This is a genomic window from Streptomyces sp. NPDC025784, assembly GCF_055558435.1.
In genome coordinates, this window is record NZ_JBVHMN010000001.1 from 264,893 (window position 1) to 281,109 (window position 16,217).

Annotated in this window: 17 protein-coding genes; 11 read left to right on the plus strand and 6 right to left on the minus strand. The window is 71.5% G+C overall.

Translation table 11 applies throughout. From position 1 onward, the window contains the following. Positions 1–92: 92 nt before the first annotated feature. Positions 93–581, minus strand: a complete 489-nt coding sequence (locus ACZ4IF_RS01155; protein ID WP_467558430.1) for a GNAT family N-acetyltransferase — start codon at positions 579–581, stop codon at positions 93–95. A gap of 72 nt (positions 582–653) precedes the next feature. Between ACZ4IF_RS01155 and ACZ4IF_RS01160 the strand changes: the two genes are divergently transcribed. After that, a complete protein-coding gene (locus ACZ4IF_RS01160) occupies positions 654–1,571 on the plus strand; it encodes a TIGR01777 family oxidoreductase (protein WP_345643356.1) in 918 nt (305 codons plus the stop codon). Between the two features lie 256 nt (positions 1,572–1,827). Next, entirely contained in the window at positions 1,828–3,225 is a 1,398-nt protein-coding gene (locus ACZ4IF_RS01165; RefSeq protein WP_467559913.1) for an NAD(P)/FAD-dependent oxidoreductase, read from the plus strand. A 13-nt stretch (positions 3,226–3,238) separates the two neighbouring features. Here ACZ4IF_RS01165 and ACZ4IF_RS01170 read toward each other — a convergent pair whose 3' ends face one another. Continuing rightward, entirely contained in the window at positions 3,239–4,678 is a 1,440-nt protein-coding gene (locus ACZ4IF_RS01170; RefSeq protein WP_467558433.1) for a regulator, read from the minus strand. 284 nt (positions 4,679–4,962) lie between these two features. Between ACZ4IF_RS01170 and lipB the strand changes: the two genes are divergently transcribed. From lipB to ACZ4IF_RS01190, 4 genes are all read left to right on the plus strand, one after another. After that, positions 4,963–5,760, plus strand: coding sequence for a lipoyl(octanoyl) transferase LipB (gene lipB, locus ACZ4IF_RS01175; protein WP_467558435.1), 798 nt, complete (start codon positions 4,963–4,965; stop codon positions 5,758–5,760). A gap of 152 nt (positions 5,761–5,912) precedes the next feature. Beyond that, a complete protein-coding gene (gene lipA, locus ACZ4IF_RS01180; RefSeq protein ID WP_345643345.1) occupies positions 5,913–6,878 on the plus strand; it encodes a lipoyl synthase in 966 nt (321 codons plus the stop codon). Between the two features lie 293 nt (positions 6,879–7,171). Beyond that, positions 7,172–7,369 carry an SCO2195 family GlnR-regulated protein gene (locus tag ACZ4IF_RS01185; RefSeq protein ID WP_095933835.1) on the plus strand — a complete coding sequence of 66 codons (198 nt, stop codon included), beginning with the start codon at positions 7,172–7,174 and terminating at the stop codon, positions 7,367–7,369. Between the two features lie 81 nt (positions 7,370–7,450). Further along, positions 7,451–8,152 (plus strand): DUF4191 domain-containing protein, encoded by a 702-nt coding sequence (locus ACZ4IF_RS01190; RefSeq protein WP_359502033.1) that lies wholly within the window; start codon positions 7,451–7,453, stop codon positions 8,150–8,152. A 311-nt stretch (positions 8,153–8,463) separates the two neighbouring features. On the opposite strand, the gene ACZ4IF_RS01195 is transcribed toward ACZ4IF_RS01190, so the two are convergent. After that, the gene (locus ACZ4IF_RS01195) at positions 8,464–8,931 is read right to left on the minus strand and encodes an RDD family protein (protein ID WP_467558438.1); all 468 of its coding nucleotides are present in this window, start codon (positions 8,929–8,931) and stop codon (positions 8,464–8,466) included. 199 nt (positions 8,932–9,130) lie between these two features. Between ACZ4IF_RS01195 and glnA the strand changes: the two genes are divergently transcribed. From glnA to pspAB, 3 genes are all read left to right on the plus strand, one after another. Beyond that, entirely contained in the window at positions 9,131–10,540 is a 1,410-nt protein-coding gene (gene glnA / locus ACZ4IF_RS01200; RefSeq protein WP_095933838.1) for a type I glutamate--ammonia ligase, read from the plus strand. 256 nt (positions 10,541–10,796) lie between these two features. Beyond that, positions 10,797–11,717 (plus strand): zinc metalloprotease HtpX, encoded by a 921-nt coding sequence (gene htpX / locus ACZ4IF_RS01205; RefSeq protein ID WP_467558441.1) that lies wholly within the window; start codon positions 10,797–10,799, stop codon positions 11,715–11,717. Between the two features lie 22 nt (positions 11,718–11,739). Next, positions 11,740–12,324: a PspA-associated protein PspAB gene (gene pspAB, locus ACZ4IF_RS01210; RefSeq protein WP_359502041.1), complete on the plus strand. Its 585-nt coding sequence runs from the start codon at positions 11,740–11,742 to the stop codon at positions 12,322–12,324. A gap of 47 nt (positions 12,325–12,371) precedes the next feature. Here the strand turns inward: pspAB and ACZ4IF_RS01215 are convergent, their stop codons facing one another. Continuing rightward, complete coding sequence (locus ACZ4IF_RS01215) at positions 12,372–12,662, minus strand: hypothetical protein (RefSeq protein ID WP_467558443.1); 291 nt, start codon at positions 12,660–12,662, stop codon at positions 12,372–12,374. Positions 12,663–12,939: 277 nt separating this feature from the next. On the opposite strand from ACZ4IF_RS01215, the gene ACZ4IF_RS01220 reads away from it, so the two are divergent. Both ACZ4IF_RS01220 and ACZ4IF_RS01225 read left to right on the plus strand, forming a co-directional pair. Continuing rightward, positions 12,940–13,509 (plus strand): DUF1269 domain-containing protein, encoded by a 570-nt coding sequence (locus ACZ4IF_RS01220; protein WP_467558445.1) that lies wholly within the window; start codon positions 12,940–12,942, stop codon positions 13,507–13,509. A 75-nt stretch (positions 13,510–13,584) separates the two neighbouring features. Then, positions 13,585–14,310 (plus strand): alpha/beta hydrolase, encoded by a 726-nt coding sequence (locus ACZ4IF_RS01225; protein WP_467558447.1) that lies wholly within the window; start codon positions 13,585–13,587, stop codon positions 14,308–14,310. A 43-nt stretch (positions 14,311–14,353) separates the two neighbouring features. Here the strand turns inward: ACZ4IF_RS01225 and ACZ4IF_RS01230 are convergent, their stop codons facing one another. Both ACZ4IF_RS01230 and ACZ4IF_RS01235 read right to left on the minus strand, forming a co-directional pair. Further along, on the minus strand, positions 14,354–15,709 hold the full coding sequence (locus ACZ4IF_RS01230) for a DUF2252 domain-containing protein (RefSeq protein ID WP_467558449.1): 1,356 nt from the start codon (positions 15,707–15,709) through the stop codon (positions 14,354–14,356). Positions 15,710–15,714: 5 nt separating this feature from the next. Further along, positions 15,715–16,191 (minus strand): hypothetical protein, encoded by a 477-nt coding sequence (locus tag ACZ4IF_RS01235; protein WP_467558451.1) that lies wholly within the window; start codon positions 16,189–16,191, stop codon positions 15,715–15,717. Positions 16,192–16,217 lie beyond the last annotated feature (26 nt).

The following is a 16,217-nucleotide window of genomic DNA, read 5'->3' on the forward strand; positions in this document are numbered from 1 at the left end:
TGGGTCAGTGGGTCAGTGGGTCAGTGGGTCAGTGGGTCAGTGGGTCAGTGGGTCAGTGGGTCAGTGGGTCAGTGGGTCAGTGGGTCAGTGGGTCAGAGCGAACGTCCCATGAACACGTCGTCCACGTACGTGCCGTCCAGCAGGAACTCCTCGGGCAGGACGCCCTCCACGACGAAGCCCTCCGACTCGTACAGCCCCCGTGCCGGGGCGTTGTGCCCGAGGACCCGCAGCGTGATCCTCCGGGCGCCCTGCCTGCGGGCCTCGTCCTGCACGGCCCGCAGCAGGGCCCGCCCGACGCCGGTGCCGCGTGCCTCGTCGGCGACGACGAGCCCCTGGATCTGCCGCACATGCGCGTTGCAGGCGAGCGGGGTCGGAAAGCCCAGGCGGATGTAGCCCACCAGGCGGCCGCCGATCTCGGCGACGAGATGGTCACGCGGCCCGAAGCGCTCGCTGTAGAAGGGCTCGTACGGGGGCTGCGGGCGCGGTGCGACGGCATGCAGCGTGGACCAGGTGACCCGGTCGAGTCGCCCGAGCTCGTCCTCGTCGTCGAGCGTGGCGGTGCGTATGAGTGGTGCCGGCATGCCGATCACTGTACGGCTCCGCCACCCGGCCTCGTCCCGCGATTTCTGGGGCTTCGCGGGCAGGATGGACTCATGAGCGACTCGACCCTTCCCCCCGGTTCGCGTGTTGCCGTCGCCGGTGCGTCCGGCCTGATCGGTTCGGCGCTGGCGCGCTCGCTGGCCGCGGACGGACACGTGGTGGTGCGTCTGGTGCGCCGGGCGCCCCGTACGGAGGACGAGGTCGAGTGGGACCCCGAACGGGAGCGGATCGACACGGCGGGCCTCGCCGGCTGCGCCGCGGTGGTCAATCTGGCGGGAGCGGGCATCGCCGCGCAGCGCTGGACGGAGGCGTACCGGCGCAGGATCCGGGAGAGCCGGGTCCTCGGCACGGCGACGCTGGCCGACGCGGTGGCCTCCCTCGACGAGCCGCCCGCGGTGTTCGTGAACGGCAGCGCGATCGGGTACTACGGCGACACGGACGGCCGGGCGGTGGACGAGTCGGCGCCGCCCGGGACCGGTTTCCTGTCCTCGCTGTGCGTGGACTGGGAGGAGGCGGCGGGCCCCGCCCAGGACGCCGGTGTCCGTACGGTCTTCGCCCGGACCGGCCTGGTGGTCTCCAGCAAGGGCGGCGCGTGGGCGAAGCTGTTCCCGCTCTTCAAGGCGGGGGTCGGTGGCCGGATGGGCGACGGCCGCCAGTACTGGAGCTTCATCTCCCTGCACGACGAGGTGGCGGCGATCCGGCACCTCATCGACACGGACCGGCTCGCCGGCCCGGTGAACCTGACGGCTCCGGACCCGCTCACCAACCGTGAGATCACCGAGGCGATGGGCCGTGTCCTGCACCGCCCCACGGTGTTCACCACCCCGGCTCCGCTGCTGCGTCTCGCCCTCGGCGACATGGCCGGCGACATCCTCGGCAGCCAGCGGGTCCTGCCCGGCCGTCTCCTGGAATCGGGCTTCTCGTTCGCGTTCCCGTCGATCGAGGGGGCGCTGCGGGCGGCGCTCGACTGAGGCGTTCGCGGCGGCCGGGGCCGTCCGGACGGCCGTACCGGAGGGTCACGGGCGGCCGTACCGGAGGGTCACATGCACCCCCCATGCGCCCGTGCACGGCCGCCGCGCGTCTTCCGCCGTCGGCGGGCGCACCTACCCTCGATCCGAACTCGGGTATTCCAGACGCCTGTTGGGGGCATGACGTCCCCACCGGCCGCGCAACCTCGGGGAGGGGCACGTGCTAGAGCCCGCACGCTACACCGCGCAGATCGCGGAGATCGCGGAATACGCTGCATACGCAGAAGACGCACCACGCGCACAGGACGTCGACGTCGTCGTCGTGGGAGCCGGGGCAGCCGGTCTGGCGGCCGCGTTGCATCTGACCAGGGCGGGGCTGACGACCACCGTCCTGGAGGCCGCGCCGCACGTGGGCGGGCGCATGACCACGGAGAAGGTCGACGGCTTCCGGCTGGACCGGCTGGGCCGGCTGCTGTCCACCTCGTACCCCGAACTGCGCCGCACCCCGGGCCTGGACGGTCTCGTCCTGCGCCCGTTCTCCCCGGGCGTCCTGCTGCACAGCGACGGTCACCACCACCGTGCGGCCGTTCCCCCGTCGGCTCCCCGCGTGCCCCGAAGCGCAAGGGGCGCACTCACCACCGCGCGCGCCCTCGCGAGCGCCCCCCGGCTCTCGCTGGCCCGCCCGCAACGCGCCGCCACGCGCCCCGGCCCCCTCGGCGGCCCGCTCGACCAGTCCCGTCTGGCCACCGCCCTGGCACGGATCGCCGCCACCCCGCCGGAGCGCCTGCTCGGCCGCCCGGACGTGCCGGCCGCCCGGGCGCTCGCCTCCTGCGGGCTGCCGGCCCGCACGGTCGACGGCTTCCTGCGCCCCCTGCTCGCCGCGCTGCTGTGCGACCCCGACCTGAAGACCTCGAACCGCTGCGCGGACCTCGCCCTGCACTCCTTCGCGACGGGCCGACTGTGTCTGCCCGAGGGCGGCGCGGACGCGCTCCCGGAGCTGCTCGCCGCGGCGCTGCCGCCGGGCACGGTCCGCACCGGCGTCGAGGTCACGTCGGTCTCCACGACCACCGTGACGACGAGGGAGCACGGCCGGATCGGCTGCCGGGCCGTCCTGCTGGCGACCGGTGCCCGTGCCGCGGCCGAGCTGCTGCCCGGCCTGCGCCTGCCCGCCTTCCACCCGGTGACGGTCCTTCACCACACCACCGACGAGCCCCCGCTCACGGACGACGCCCTGCTGCTGGACGCCGACCGCAGCGGCCCCGTGGCGCACACCGCGGTCGTCAGCCGGGTCGACCCGACGCGCGCGCCCGAGGGCCGCGCCCTCATCTCCTCGACGGTGCTGGGCACCCCACCGGCCGCGGCACACCTGGACGCGGCGGTCCGCGCCCAACTGGCCCGTCTCTACGGGACGTCGACGACCCGCTGGGAACTCCTCGCGGTCCATCACGACCCCGAGGCGGTCCCGGCGATGCCGTCGCCGCACGATCCGCACCGCCCCGTGCGGCTCCTCGCCGGCCTGTACGTCTGCGGCGACCACCGGGACACCAGCACCGTGCAGGGTGCGCTGCACTCGGCCCGCCGGGCCGCCCATGCCCTGCTCTCGGACCTGGGCGCCCGGCCGGCCCCGCTGGCGGAACTCCTGGAGACCGCGGCCTGAGCCGTCCCCGGCGTCAGCCCAGCGCCGCCACCCTGTCCCGGTAACCGCGTACGGGCGTCGCGTCCTTGTAGGGCTCCAGGCGCCGCTCGAAGTCCCGTACGTACTCGACGGCCCGCACCGACCGCATCTCGGCCGCCTGCCCGGCCGCCTCCGCGCCGAGCTGGCAGGCCTGGTCGAGCTCCCCGAGGCCGAGCCGCGCGGAGGCGAGCACCACGCGGCAGAACAGCCGGCTGCGCGCATAGCCGGGCGCCCGCAGTTGCAGCGAGCGCTCGGCGTGCTGCGCGGCGGCCCGGTACTGCTGGAGGTCACGGTGGCAGTGCCCGAACTCGTCGGCGAGCTGCGCCTCGTCGAAGAACCGTGCCCAGTGCGGGATCTCCTCGCCCGTCCGGGACGCCTCCAGCGCGCGCTCGGCCCGCACGAGGGCGGCGGTGCAGGCGCGCACCTCGCCCAGCACGCCGTGTCCACGCGCCTCGGCCGCGTGCAGCAGTGCCTGCACCACGGACGGCGCCGCCGATCCGACGCCCTGCTGGGCCACACGCGCCAGTTGCACGGCCTCCCGGCCGTGACCGAGGTAGACGGCCTGGCGGCTCATCGTGACCAGCACGTAGGAGCCGTAGGCGCGGTCCCCGGCGGCCTGCGACAGGCGCAGCGCCTGGACGTAGTACCGCTGTGCGAGCCCGTGCGCGGCGATGTCGTACGAGGTCCAGCCGGCCAGCCGGGTGAGGTCGGCGGCGGCGGCGAACAGCCGCCGCCCGGTCTGTTCGCCGTACGTGCCGCGCAGCATCGGCTCGGCCTCGTGCTCCAGATAGCGCACCAGTGCCTGGCGTGCGTGGCCGCCGCCGTAGGCGTTGTCGAGGGCGCGGAAGAGTTCACCGACCGAGCGGAGCGCCGCGATGTCGCCCCCGGTGACCTTCTGCCCCGGGCCGCGCTCGGTCTGGCTGCGCTGCCGCGGGACCGCCGGTCGCCCCTGCCCGGGGACACGGCCGGCCCCGGTCTCGCCGCGTCCGACCCGGTCGTCGGCCCGCCCGATCAGCCAGTCCCGGCTCGGGACGACGAGTCCCGCCGGGGTGAAGGCGATCTTGCGGAGCTCGGCGTGACTGCCGGAGTCCTTGCGCCACAGGCCGCTGACGATGTCCACGGCCTCCTCGGGGGTCGCGGCGAACTCCAGCCCCGCGTAGACCGGGGCGCAGGCGTCGAGCCCGAGGTCCTGCGCGGTGAGCCGGCGGCCGAGACGGCGGGTGAACACCTCGGCGATGAGCGCGGGCGTGGTGCCCCGGGGCTGCTGCCCGCGCAGCCACCGGGTGACGGATGTCTTGTCGTATCTGAGATCGAGTCCGTGTTCGAGGCCGAGCTGGTCCACGCGACGGGCGAGACCTGCGTTGGAGAACCCCGCTTCTGCGATGAGCGCGGCGAGCTGGCGGTTGGGGGTGCGCTGCGCGGGTCGTTCCGTCATCTGCGGTGCGGTCTCCTGCCTTCCGGGTCTCTGCGACTTGCCCGGATTGCCTGTGAGCAGCCCTTATGGCCTCGTGAACGGCGCGAATGTAGCGGAGCGTAAGCACCTCATCGCAGACTTCGAGATTCATTCATCCGATCGTGTGAGGATTGGCCACTCGGCTGACGGCCGGCGGCCGGACGTACAGTGGCGTGGGTGCGCCACGGACCTGACGAAAGGTTCTTCCGCGTGCCGCACAAGGGCACCGCGGTGTGCCCGACGAAGCTTCTAGGGAGGCGCTTGCCGTGAGTGAGTTGCGGTTCGTCCGCATGGGATTCGGTGCCGAGGCGGTCGACTACCAGGAGGCGTGGGACGAGCAGCGCCGGGTGCACGCCGCCCGTTTCCTGGACGAGATGCCCGACACCTGCCTGCTCCTGGAGCACCCGCCGGTCTACACGGCGGGCCGGCGCACGGCGGACGACGAGCGGCCCCTGGACGGCACGCCCGTGATCGACGTGGACCGCGGCGGCAAGATCACCTGGCACGGCCCCGGCCAGCTGGTCGGCTACCCGATCCAGAAGCTGCCCCGCCCGGTGGACGTCGTAGCACATGTACGCCGCTTGGAAGAGGCTCTTATCCGTACGTGTGCGGAGTTCGGTCTCGAGACCACCCGCGTCGAGGGCCGCAGCGGCGTCTGGGTGCTCGGCGACCCGGTGGAACGGCGCCCCTCGCTCGGCGGCCTCTCCCTCGACTTCGACCCCCGGCTCCAGGACGAGGAGTTCGACCCCCGGCTGAACGGCCCGGAGTACGCGCCGTCCAACGCCGGCCAGCGCCGCGAGGACCGCAAGATCGCAGCGATCGGCATCCGTGTCGCCAAGGGCGTCACCATGCACGGCTTCGCCCTCAACGTGAACCCGGACAACGTCTGGTTCGACCGCATCATCCCCTGCGGCATCCGGGACGCCGGCGTCACCTCGCTCGCGAACGAACTGGGCCGCGACGTGACGATCGCCGACGTCCTGCCGGTGGCTGAGAAGCACCTCAGGGACATCCTGGAGAACGCCGACCTCAAGCCGCGGGTGGTGGAAGGCGCGTCGGCCTAGGGCAGTCCCACGGGGACGGGAATGCACCCCCGGTCCCGAAGGTTGCCCAGACGAAGGACCGCAACACGCACGGGCGTACGCTGGTGTACGCCGAAGATTCGAAGACCACGCAGAGTACGAAGCCTACTCAGAGCAATCAGCAGGGAGCCGATGTGTCCGCAGTCGCACCCGACGGACGCAAGATGCTGCGCCTGGAGGTCCGCAACAGCCAGACCCCCATCGAGCGCAAGCCCGAGTGGATCAAGACCCGGGCGAAAATGGGCCCCGAGTACACGAAGATGCAGAGCCTCGTGAAGAGCGAGGGGCTGCACACGGTCTGCCAGGAGGCGGGCTGTCCCAACATCTACGAGTGCTGGGAAGACCGCGAGGCCACCTTCCTCATCGGCGGCGACCAGTGCACCAGGCGCTGCGACTTCTGCCAGATCGACACCGGCAAGCCCGAGGCGCTCGACCGTGACGAGCCGCGCCGCGTCGGCGAGTCCGTCGTCACGATGGACCTGAACTACGCGACCATCACCGGCGTCGCCCGCGACGACCTGGAGGACGGCGGCGCCTGGCTGTACGCCGAGACGGTCCGCCAGATCCACGCCCAGACGGCGGGCCGCGAGGCCGGCCGCACCAAGGTCGAGCTGCTCGCCCCCGACTTCAACGCCGAGCCCGAGCAGCTCGCCGAGGTCTTCTCCTCGCGCCCCGAGGTCTTCGCGCACAACGTCGAGACGGTCCCCCGGATCTTCAAGCGCATCCGCCCCGGCTTCCGCTACGAGCGCTCGCTCAAGGTCATCACCGAGGCCCGTGACTACGGTCTGGTCACGAAGTCGAACCTGATCCTCGGCATGGGCGAGACCCGCGAGGAGATCAGCGAGGCGCTCCAGCAGCTGCACGAGGCAGGTTGCGAGCTCATCACGATCACGCAGTACCTGCGCCCGTCCGTGCGCCACCACCCCGTGGAGCGCTGGGTCAAGCCGCAGGAGTTCGTCGAGCTGAAGGAGGAGGCCGAGGAGATCGGCTTCTCCGGCGTCATGTCGGGCCCGCTGGTCCGCTCCTCCTACCGGGCCGGCCGGCTGTACCAGATGGCCGTCGAGAAGCGCGGCGCCTACGTCGCCTCCCAGGCGGTCTGACACGCCGGACGGCATGATCGAAAACACGAGCGGTGGCACTGCGTGCCACCGCTTTCGTGTGAATCCGCGCACAAGCAACGTCCCCCTCGCCGCGGACCGTTCACAGCCGTCCCGACCGTCCCCGCAGATGGGGCCACCATTTGGGCCGCGTCAGGATGCGCGCCCTTCACATCAAGGCTTCATTGGTGTTTGACCGGTCGGTCACGCCCTGGTAACACCAATCAGTGACCCTGGTCTTACGCCACGTACTTGCTTTTCACGAAAGCAGCCGATCCCGAGGGGGGACCCCCATCATGCAGGCCGCGCCGGTACGCGCCACCGCCATTCCGTCGTTCACAGATGCACTCCGTGCCGTCGAGTCGATCCTCATGAGCGGCGGCCAGCGCACGGCCCGCCGCAACGCCTGGACCTCCGTCCTGGAGGACCGCCGCCGAGCCAAGGACCGGGTCGAGGCGCAGCGCGTGCTGGAGTCCGTGGCCACCCGCCGCTAGCCGCGCCGGCCGCCGGGGCCCGGAACCGCGGCCCCGGTCCTGCCGTCGTCGGCGCTCGCGGGGCCACGTAGACTTCGTGGCATGGCGAGGAAGGAACCTGCAGCGGACGCTGCGAACCCCGGGCGACTCAAGCAGATCGCCCTGACCTACAAGATGACCCGCAAGGCCGACAAGAAGATCGGTCTTGTGCTCGCGGCTGTCGGAATCGTCACCCTCGGTGTCTTCCTCGCGATCGGCTTCTTGATCGGCCACCCGATCTATCTCGGCATTCTCGGCCTCCTGCTGGCCTTCCTCGCGACGGCGATCGTCTTCGGACGCAGGGCCGAGCGGGCCGCCTTCGGGCAGATGGAGGGACAGCCGGGAGCCGCGGCGGCCGTGCTGGACAACATCGGCCGGGGCTGGACCACCACTCCGGCGGTGGCGATGAACCGCAGCCAGGACGTGGTGCACCGCGCGGTCGGCAAGGCCGGCATCGTGCTGGTCGCCGAGGGCAACCCGAACCGGGTCAAGAGCCTGCTGGCCGCCGAGAAGAAGAAGATGGCGCGGATCGTCGCGGACGTCCCGGTGCACGACATCCTCGTCGGTGACGGCGAGGGCCAGGTGCAGCTCAAGAAGCTCCGCACGACGATGCTGAAGCTGCCCCGCGTGCTCTCCGGCCCGCAGGTCACCGCGACCAACGACCGGCTGCGCGCCATGGGCGACCTGATGAGCAACATGCCGCTGCCCAAGGGACCGATGCCGAAGGGCATGCGGATGCCGCGCGGCGGCCCGAAGGCCCGCTGACACCCCACCTACGAGAAAGGGGCGCCCGGATCACTCCGGGCGCCCCTTCGTCGTACGCGCTGACTCGCGCGGGCCCTTCTCGTCGTACGCGCAGACTCGCGCCGGGCCCTTCGCCGAGCGGAGCCTGCCGTGCGTGTACGGAAGTCCTCGGGCCCTCACCGGGCGCGGCGGTCGTCCTGGCGCGCCCCTCGCCGTGCGCGCCGAACCCTGCTCGCCCTTTCGCCGTGCGCGGTGGGCCGCCCCCGCCCCTTCGCCGCACGGGGTACGGGGCCGCTCACCGCCGAAGCGGTGGGCGGCGGCGCGGGCCGTCGTCAGATGCGGACCTCGACCGTGCGCGCGAGGCGGTCGTGCAGACCCCGGCCGTCGCGGTCCCAGATCAGGGCCGGAACGGCCACGCAGACGAGCGCGCTGCGCAGCAGCGCGCGCAGCGGGTTCAGCCGGCCGCCGCCCTCGGGTACGACCCGCAGACCGAACAGGCGCTTGCCCGGGGTGAAGCCGACCGTACCGACGGTGAGCACGCTGAGCGCGAAGAAGACGAGCAGGGCCCAGTTGCCGGTAGCCTGGTCATAGCCGTCGGTGAGCAGTCCGTATGCGATCAAGAGGCACAGCCCCCAGTCCACTGCCAGGGCGCCGAGGCGGCGGCCCGGGCGGGCGATGGAGCCCGGCCCGTGCTCCGGGAGACCGAGCTGCTGTCCCCGGTATCCGAAGTCGACCCCGGCATCCTCCGCGGCGGCGCGGGGGCCGGAGAGCCACGATCCGATTGCTTGCCTGTTGTCCACCCGTCCAAGGTACTGTGCCCGTTTTGGCATCCGGACAGGAGGGGCCGGACCGACCCGCGTCGGTTAACTTGGGCGAAACAAATGGGTCACGCTGGAGAAATCCCCCGTCCCTATGGTCGGCCCCAGCGTGTGCCACCGCACTGGCCGCACGAACGAACTACCACCCCGGTCCACAGTGGGCGGGAGTAGGAGGAGCTGGATGTTCCAGAACGCCGACGAGGCCAAGAAGTTCATCGCGGACGAGGACGTCAAGTTCATCGACGTCCGCTTCTGCGACCTGCCGGGTGTGATGCAGCACTTCACGGTGCCGGCGGAGGCCTTCGACCCGGCCGAGGAGCTTGCGTTCGACGGCTCCTCGATCCGCGGCTTCCAGGCCATCCACGAGTCCGACATGGCGCTCCGCGCCGACCTGTCCACCGCGCGCGTCGACCCCTTCCGCCGCGACAAGACGGTCAACATCAACTTCTTCATCCACGACCCGATCACGGGCGAGCAGTACTCCCGTGACCCGCGCAACGTGGCGAAGAAGGCCGAGGCCTACCTCGCGTCGACCGGTATCGCCGACACCGCGTACTTCGGTCCCGAGGCCGAGTTCTACGTCTTCGACAGCGTGCGCTTCCAGACCTCCGCGAACGAGTCCTTCTACCACATCGACTCCGAGGCCGGCGCCTGGAACACCGGTGCGCTGGAGGACAACCGCGGTTACAAGGTCCGCTACAAGGGCGGCTACTTCCCGACCCCGCCGGTCGACCACTTCGCCGACCTGCGTGCGGAGATCTCCCTGGAGCTGGACAAGCAGGGTCTCCAGGTCGAGCGCCAGCACCACGAGGTGGGGACCGCCGGCCAGGCCGAGATCAACTACAAGTTCAACACGCTGCTCGCCGCCGCCGACGACCTGATGCTCTTCAAGTACATCGTGAAGAACGTCGCCTGGCGCAACGGCAAGACCGCGACCTTCATGCCGAAGCCGATCTTCGGCGACAACGGCTCGGGCATGCACGTCCACCAGTCGCTGTGGAGCAACGGCGACCCGCTGTTCTACGACGAGGCGGGCTACGCGGGCCTCTCGGACACCGCCCGCTTCTACATCGGCGGCATCCTGAAGCACGCCCCCTCCCTCCTCGCCTTCACCAACCCGACGGTGAACTCGTACCACCGTCTGGTGCCGGGCTTCGAGGCCCCGATCAACCTGGTGTACTCGCAGCGCAACCGCTCGGCCGCCATGCGCATCCCGATCACGGGTTCCAACCCGAAGGCCAAGCGCGTCGAGTTCCGCGCGCCCGACTCCTCCGGCAACCCGTACCTCGCCTTCTCGGCCCTTCTCCTCGCGGGCCTCGACGGCATCAAGAACAAGATCGAGCCGGCCGAGCCGATCGACAAGGACCTGTACGAGCTGGCTCCCGAGGAGCACGCGAACGTCGCCCAGGTCCCGACCTCGCTCCCGGCCGTCCTCGACTCCCTCGAGGCCGACCACGAGTTCCTCCTCCAGGGCGACGTCTTCACGTCCGACCTGATCGAGACGTGGATCGACTTCAAGCGCACGAACGAGATCGCCCCGCTGCAGCTGCGCCCGCACCCGCACGAGTTCGAGCTCTACTTCGACGTGTGAGCCGACCCCGGCACCGTCTGCACACGGAGCCCCGCCCCTGCCTCCGGGCAGCGGCGGGGCTCCGCCGTTCGTCCGGTGCGGGGGCGAGTGCTTCCGGACGCGGACCCCGCCGTTCCGAACCCCCTGCCTCTGTGCGGGCCCGCCTCCGGGGCCCGGATTCCTTTGCGTTCCATGGGGTCGTTCGGACCCTGTTCATGGGTGGGTGCGGGCGCACAATGGGAAGCGGGACGAGTGCCTGACTGCGGGGTGATGCGCGATGCAGAGCCGGTTCCGGAGTGATCGGCGGCTGACCGTCCGGATGACGGTCACGTTGTTCCTGCTCGGATTGCTGTACGTGGCGTTCGTCGCCGCGCTGATCGTGTTGCTGAAGTCCTGGGTGCTGGTCGTCGTCTTCGCGGCCGGGCTGCTGGGCGCCCAGTACTGGTTCTCGGACCGGATCGCGCTGTACGCGATGCACGGGCGGATCGTGGAGCGGGAGCAGTACCCCCAGCTGCACGGCGTCGTCGACCGGCTGTGCGCGGTGGCCGACATGCCGAAGCCGCTGGTCGCGGTGTCCGACCTGGACATGCCCAACGCCTTCGCCACCGGACGCAACGCCGACCACGCCGTACTGTGCGTGACCAGCGGACTGCTGCGAAGGCTCGAACCCGACGAGCTCGAAGGCGTCCTGGCGCACGAGCTGTCGCACGTGGCGCACAAGGACGTGGCGGTGATCACCGTGGCGTCGTTCCTCGGCGTGATCGCCGGGCTGATCGTGCGGTTCGCCTTCTACTCCGAGCTCTTCGGGCGAGGGCGCAAGGACCAGAACACCGTCGCGATCTTCGCGATGGTGATGGCCGTCTCCGCGGCCGTGTACGCCATCAGTTTCCTGCTCATCAGGGCGCTGTCGCGCTACCGCGAGCTGGCCGCCGACCGCGCCGCGGCCCTGCTCACCGGACGGCCCTCGGCGCTGGCGTCCGCGCTGACCAAGGTCACCGGGGACATCGGCCGGATCCCCACGAAGGACCTGCGTACCGCGCAGGCCTTCAACGCCTTCTACTTCACGCCCGCGCTCGGCGCCGAGCCCGGTTTCGCCAAGCTGTTCTCCACGCACCCGAGTCTGGAGCAGCGCCTGGAGCAACTGGCCCGCATCTCCGCCGAGCTGGGCGAGCCCGCGGCGCCCGGTACCACCACCTGAGACTCCCGGAAAGGCCATCTGCATGGGGTTCCTGGACATCCTGCTGGGTCGCACCAAGCCCGTGGCGCCCGATCTGGACCAGCTCTTCGGGCTGCCGTCGGCGGCCGTGACCCTTCAGGCCGCCGCCGGGTTCACCCCGACCGGGACGGGCGCCGTGTGCTTCGCGAGCGTCGAGGGCGCGGCCTTCGCCGAGGCGCACCACGAGGCGCAGGCGCTGCTCGACGCCGATGCCGGGCGCACCGGGCCGCCCGTCGAGCTCGTCCGCGACGAGTACGGGTACTCGTGGCTGGTCTCCCGGCGGCAGCCCGACGACCTGCCCGCGCTGGTGAGCGACCTGCACGCGGTCAACAGCGCCCTGGAGGGCACCGGCTTCGGCCCGCAGCTGCTGTGCTCGGTCGCCGCCTTCGAGGACACCGGGCAGCGGCGGCTCGGACTCGTGTACCTCTACAAGCGCGGGACCTTCTACCCGTTCGCGCCGCTGGCCGGTACGGGCCGGCGGCGCGACAACGCGCTGGAGCTGCAGGTCAAGGCGGTGCTCGCCGACGACCTGCGGATCGAGCAGGACCTGGGGCGCTGGTTCCCGATCTGGGGCGCCCCAGGTCTGTGACGGCACGGATCCGCGCGATACGGGATCCGTGGACGGCTCGGACGGGCCTACTTCTGACGCTCCTGGCGGCGTGCCTCCAGAGGACGCTCGCGACGGTAGCGGCGCTCCCACCTGGCCTGACGGTCACGGCGGTCACGGTAGGCGCGGTAACTCGTGTCCGTGCGGCCCGCGGAACCCCCGGCGGGGGCCCCGTTCGAGGACGCGGCGGACGTGCTCTCCCCCGTGCGGCCGTAGCGGACGTACAGGAAGAGCAGGGCCACCGCCGCGAGCCAGAGGACGTGGTCGGAGAAGCCCATGACGACCAGAACCAGGGTCGCCGAGACGATCAAGGTGCCCATGACGGGACTCCTTGGGATGCGTGGATGGCGGGTCTTGACGTGCTGGTGGGGTGTGCCGACGAGGCGCTGGGGGTGGGCGGCCGCACGTCGGTGCGTAGAGAGTAGCCCCGTGTCCGCCGACTGATGCCTGTCCGGCGGCAAGCGGTGCTGGGCAGCTCCGCTACGCGTGTCCAGCGTAGGGACCGGGCCCGGGCGTACGCATCCGGATTTCTCCCGACTGCATCCCATCCCGTACCGCTATAAAGTCGAACGAACTCGACATAAGGGGTGCCTTCGGATGAGCAATCTGTTCGTCATCGCGTACAACGAACTCGCCACCGCCAACCAGGTGCGGGAGAAGCTCTTCGAGCTGTCCAAGCAGCACCTCGTCGAGCTGGAGGACGCCGTGGTGGTGGAGCGGCGCGACGACGGAAAGATCAAGCTCCATCAGGCCGTCAGCCACACCGCCGTGGGCGCGGCCGGGGGTGCGCTCTGGGGCGGCGTGATCGGACTGCTCTTCCTGGCGCCGCTGCTCGGCGCAGCGGTGGGCGCGGCGGCCGGTGCCGCCGGCGGCGCGGTCACGGACACCGGCATCAACGACAACTTCATGAAGGACCTCAGCCAGAACCTGCGGCCGGGTGCCGCCGCGCTGTTCGTGCTCGTCAAGCAGGCCGCCGCCGACAAGGTGGTCCCCCAGATCGCCGAGTTCGGCGGCCAGTTGGTGCAGACGTCGCTGAGCCAGGAGCAGGAGGACGCGCTGCGCGAGGCGATCGCCGCCGCACGGGCGAAGAGCGACACGGCGGCACACGCGCAGAGCGACACCGCCGCGCAGGCCGGGACCGGCACCGCCGCGTCCCCTGCCTCCTGAGCCCGCTCCCGCCTCCTCCCGAGCGGCCCGGAGCCCTGTTCCGAGGCGGCACGTACCGCATGCGTAAATGGGGAGATGCTCTCCTCCTTCACGCACCACCACGACGGTGAACGACTCAGCTGTGTCAGCGGCGGAGGCGGCGGAAGCGGTGGTGGTGCCGCCACCGCGGTCCTGTTGCACGGCGCGGGCAACGGCAGCAAGGAACGTCTGCTCCCGCTGCTCGGCGACTTCGTGGCGCGCGGCTGCCGCGCACTCGCGCTCGACTTCTCCGGACACGGCGAAAGCACGGGCGCGCTCAAGGAGTTGAGCCTTCGGCGACGCTTCGAGCAGGCCGTCTCCGTCATCGACGCGAACGTCCCCGCGGACGGAGAGCTGATCCTCGTCGGCTTCAGCATGAGCGGGCAGACCGTGGCCGATCTCGCGGGGCACTACAAGGAGCGCGTCGCCGCCGTCGGGTTGTGCGCACCGGCCGTGTACGGCGCCGAGGCATGGCCGGTCCCGTTCGGCGAGGGCGACAGCCTGTTCAGCACGATCATCCGTACCCCGGACAACTGGCGTACGGCGCCCGCACTCGACGTCCTGCGGGCCTACGCGGGCCGTGCGGTGCTCGCCGTGCCGGGCACGGACGCCGTGATCCCGCCCGCCGTGACCGAGGCCGTGACGGACGCCCTGTCCACGAAGGCCCGGTTCACCCGCTTCGACGTGCCCGACGCGGAGCACCGGCTCGGCCAGTGGTTCCACGACCATGCCGAGGACCGGGCACGGTTCGTCGACCTCGTCCTCACCGACCCGGCCCGCTGACCGGGAAGGTGGATCCGCCGCGCGCCGGGCCGCTCGTCCTCGCTCAGACGCCCGGGGCCGCCCGGACCACCCCGGCCGCGACGGCCGCGCCGAGGGCCGCGTGGTCCTCGACGGTCCGGTCGGCGTAGCGCAGCGCGAAGTCGGCGACGGACCGGTCGAAGGTGTCGGAGGTGCCGAGGTACGAGGCGATCGCGATGCGGTCGCCGGAACGCGCGTGCGCGCGGGCCAGGGTGGTGCCGCACAGCCCGGCGTAGATCCGCAGGACGGCCGGACTCATGCCCGCGACGTCCGCCGAGGTCTTCATGTCGCGCAACTGCCGCCAGTAGTAGGCCCGGTCCTGCGGGCCGCTCATCCAGCCGAGGAAGATGTCGCTGGCGGCCTGGAGCAGTCGCTGCCCCGCGACGACCCGGTGTCCCGGGTGCACGTACGGACCGCTGGGCAGGTGCTCCTCCAGGACCGACCGGCCGGCCTCCTTGATCTGGAGGAACAGCGGGTCGCTCATGTCACGGCCGGTGAGCAGCACGATGAAGCACCTGGTGCCGACGCTGCCGACACCCACGACCTTGCGGGCGGCGTCCACGAAGCGGTAGCGGTCCAGGAGCAGGCGGCGCTCCTCGGAGAGCGTGGAGCGGTAGTCGCTGAAGATCTTGCGCAGTGAGGCCATGTCGGGGGCGCCGACCGTCTCCAGGAGGGGCGGGTCCTGGACGATGCGCGGCCGTCCGTCGACGATCTCGGTGAGCTTGCCCAGGGCGTGCAGGCTGGTGCGGCCGCGGGCCCGGGTGAGGCTCGACTCGACGCGTCTGCGCCGCCGGGCCGTCGGGGCCAGCGGGAGCAGCTCCGCGGCGTCGACGCGGGCGTACCAGACGGCGAGTTCGCCCTGTTCGGCCAGGCGTCGTACGGCCCGGCGGTACTCGCCCGCGGCGGTCATGGCCGCGGCGTGGGCCTCTGCCTCCTTGTGCCCGTTCTCGCGGGCGGCGACCGCGACACTGGCCGCGAGCCGTTTGACGTCCCACTCGAAGGGGCCGGGGAAGGTCTCGTCGAAGTCGTTGAGGTCGAAGACCAGGGCGCGTTCCGGGGAGGCGTACACGCCGAAGTTGAGCAGATGGGCGTCGCCGCACAGCTGCACCATGAGGCCGGTGTGCGGGTGTGCGGCGAGGTCGGCGGCCATCACGGCGGCGGAGCCGCGCAGGAACGCGAACGGGGACGCCGTCATCCGCCCGTAGCGGATCGGCAGCAGCTCCTGGAGCCGGTCGCGGCCCTGCCGTTCGAGGACGGCGACGGGGTCCGGACGGTCGGCGGCGGGTATCCAGCCGGCGTGCGAGGAACGGGGGACGCGCTTGCGCGCGGCCTTGCCCCCTGCCGCCCGGTCGGCGGGCCCGGGGGCACCGTTCTGGGCCACGGCCGTCAGTACCGCACTGCGCGGGCGACACCGGCCGTGACGTCGCCGGAGAGCGAGCGGTTGGTGCGCGCGGTGGCGTCCTTGGAGGCGCCCTTCGCCACGTCGCTGACGGTGACGACGGACACGCCGAGGAGGTTGCCGTCCTTGTCGCGGAAGTCGACCTGGATGACGTAGGACTTCGTCGCGGAAGCCGAGTTGGTGGCGGTCAGCTTGACGGTGGCCCGTCCGTCGGCGTCGGAGGTGACCTTGCCGTCGAGCTTCACGTCGCCCTTGGCGTCGACGCCGTTCTTGACGTCGTCGAACTTCTGGCCGGCTTCGGCGGTCGCGGAGGCCAGGGCATCCCCGGCCTCGGACGCGGCGGACGCGGCCTTGGACACGGCCCCGGAGGGACTGTCGCCCTCCGAGCAGCCGGTGAGGGACGCGGCCAGGGCCGTCGTCGCGGTCGCCGCCAGGATCAGCCCTCGTACGCCGTGCCCGTGCATCGCGTCTCCCGATGTGCTCCTCGTCC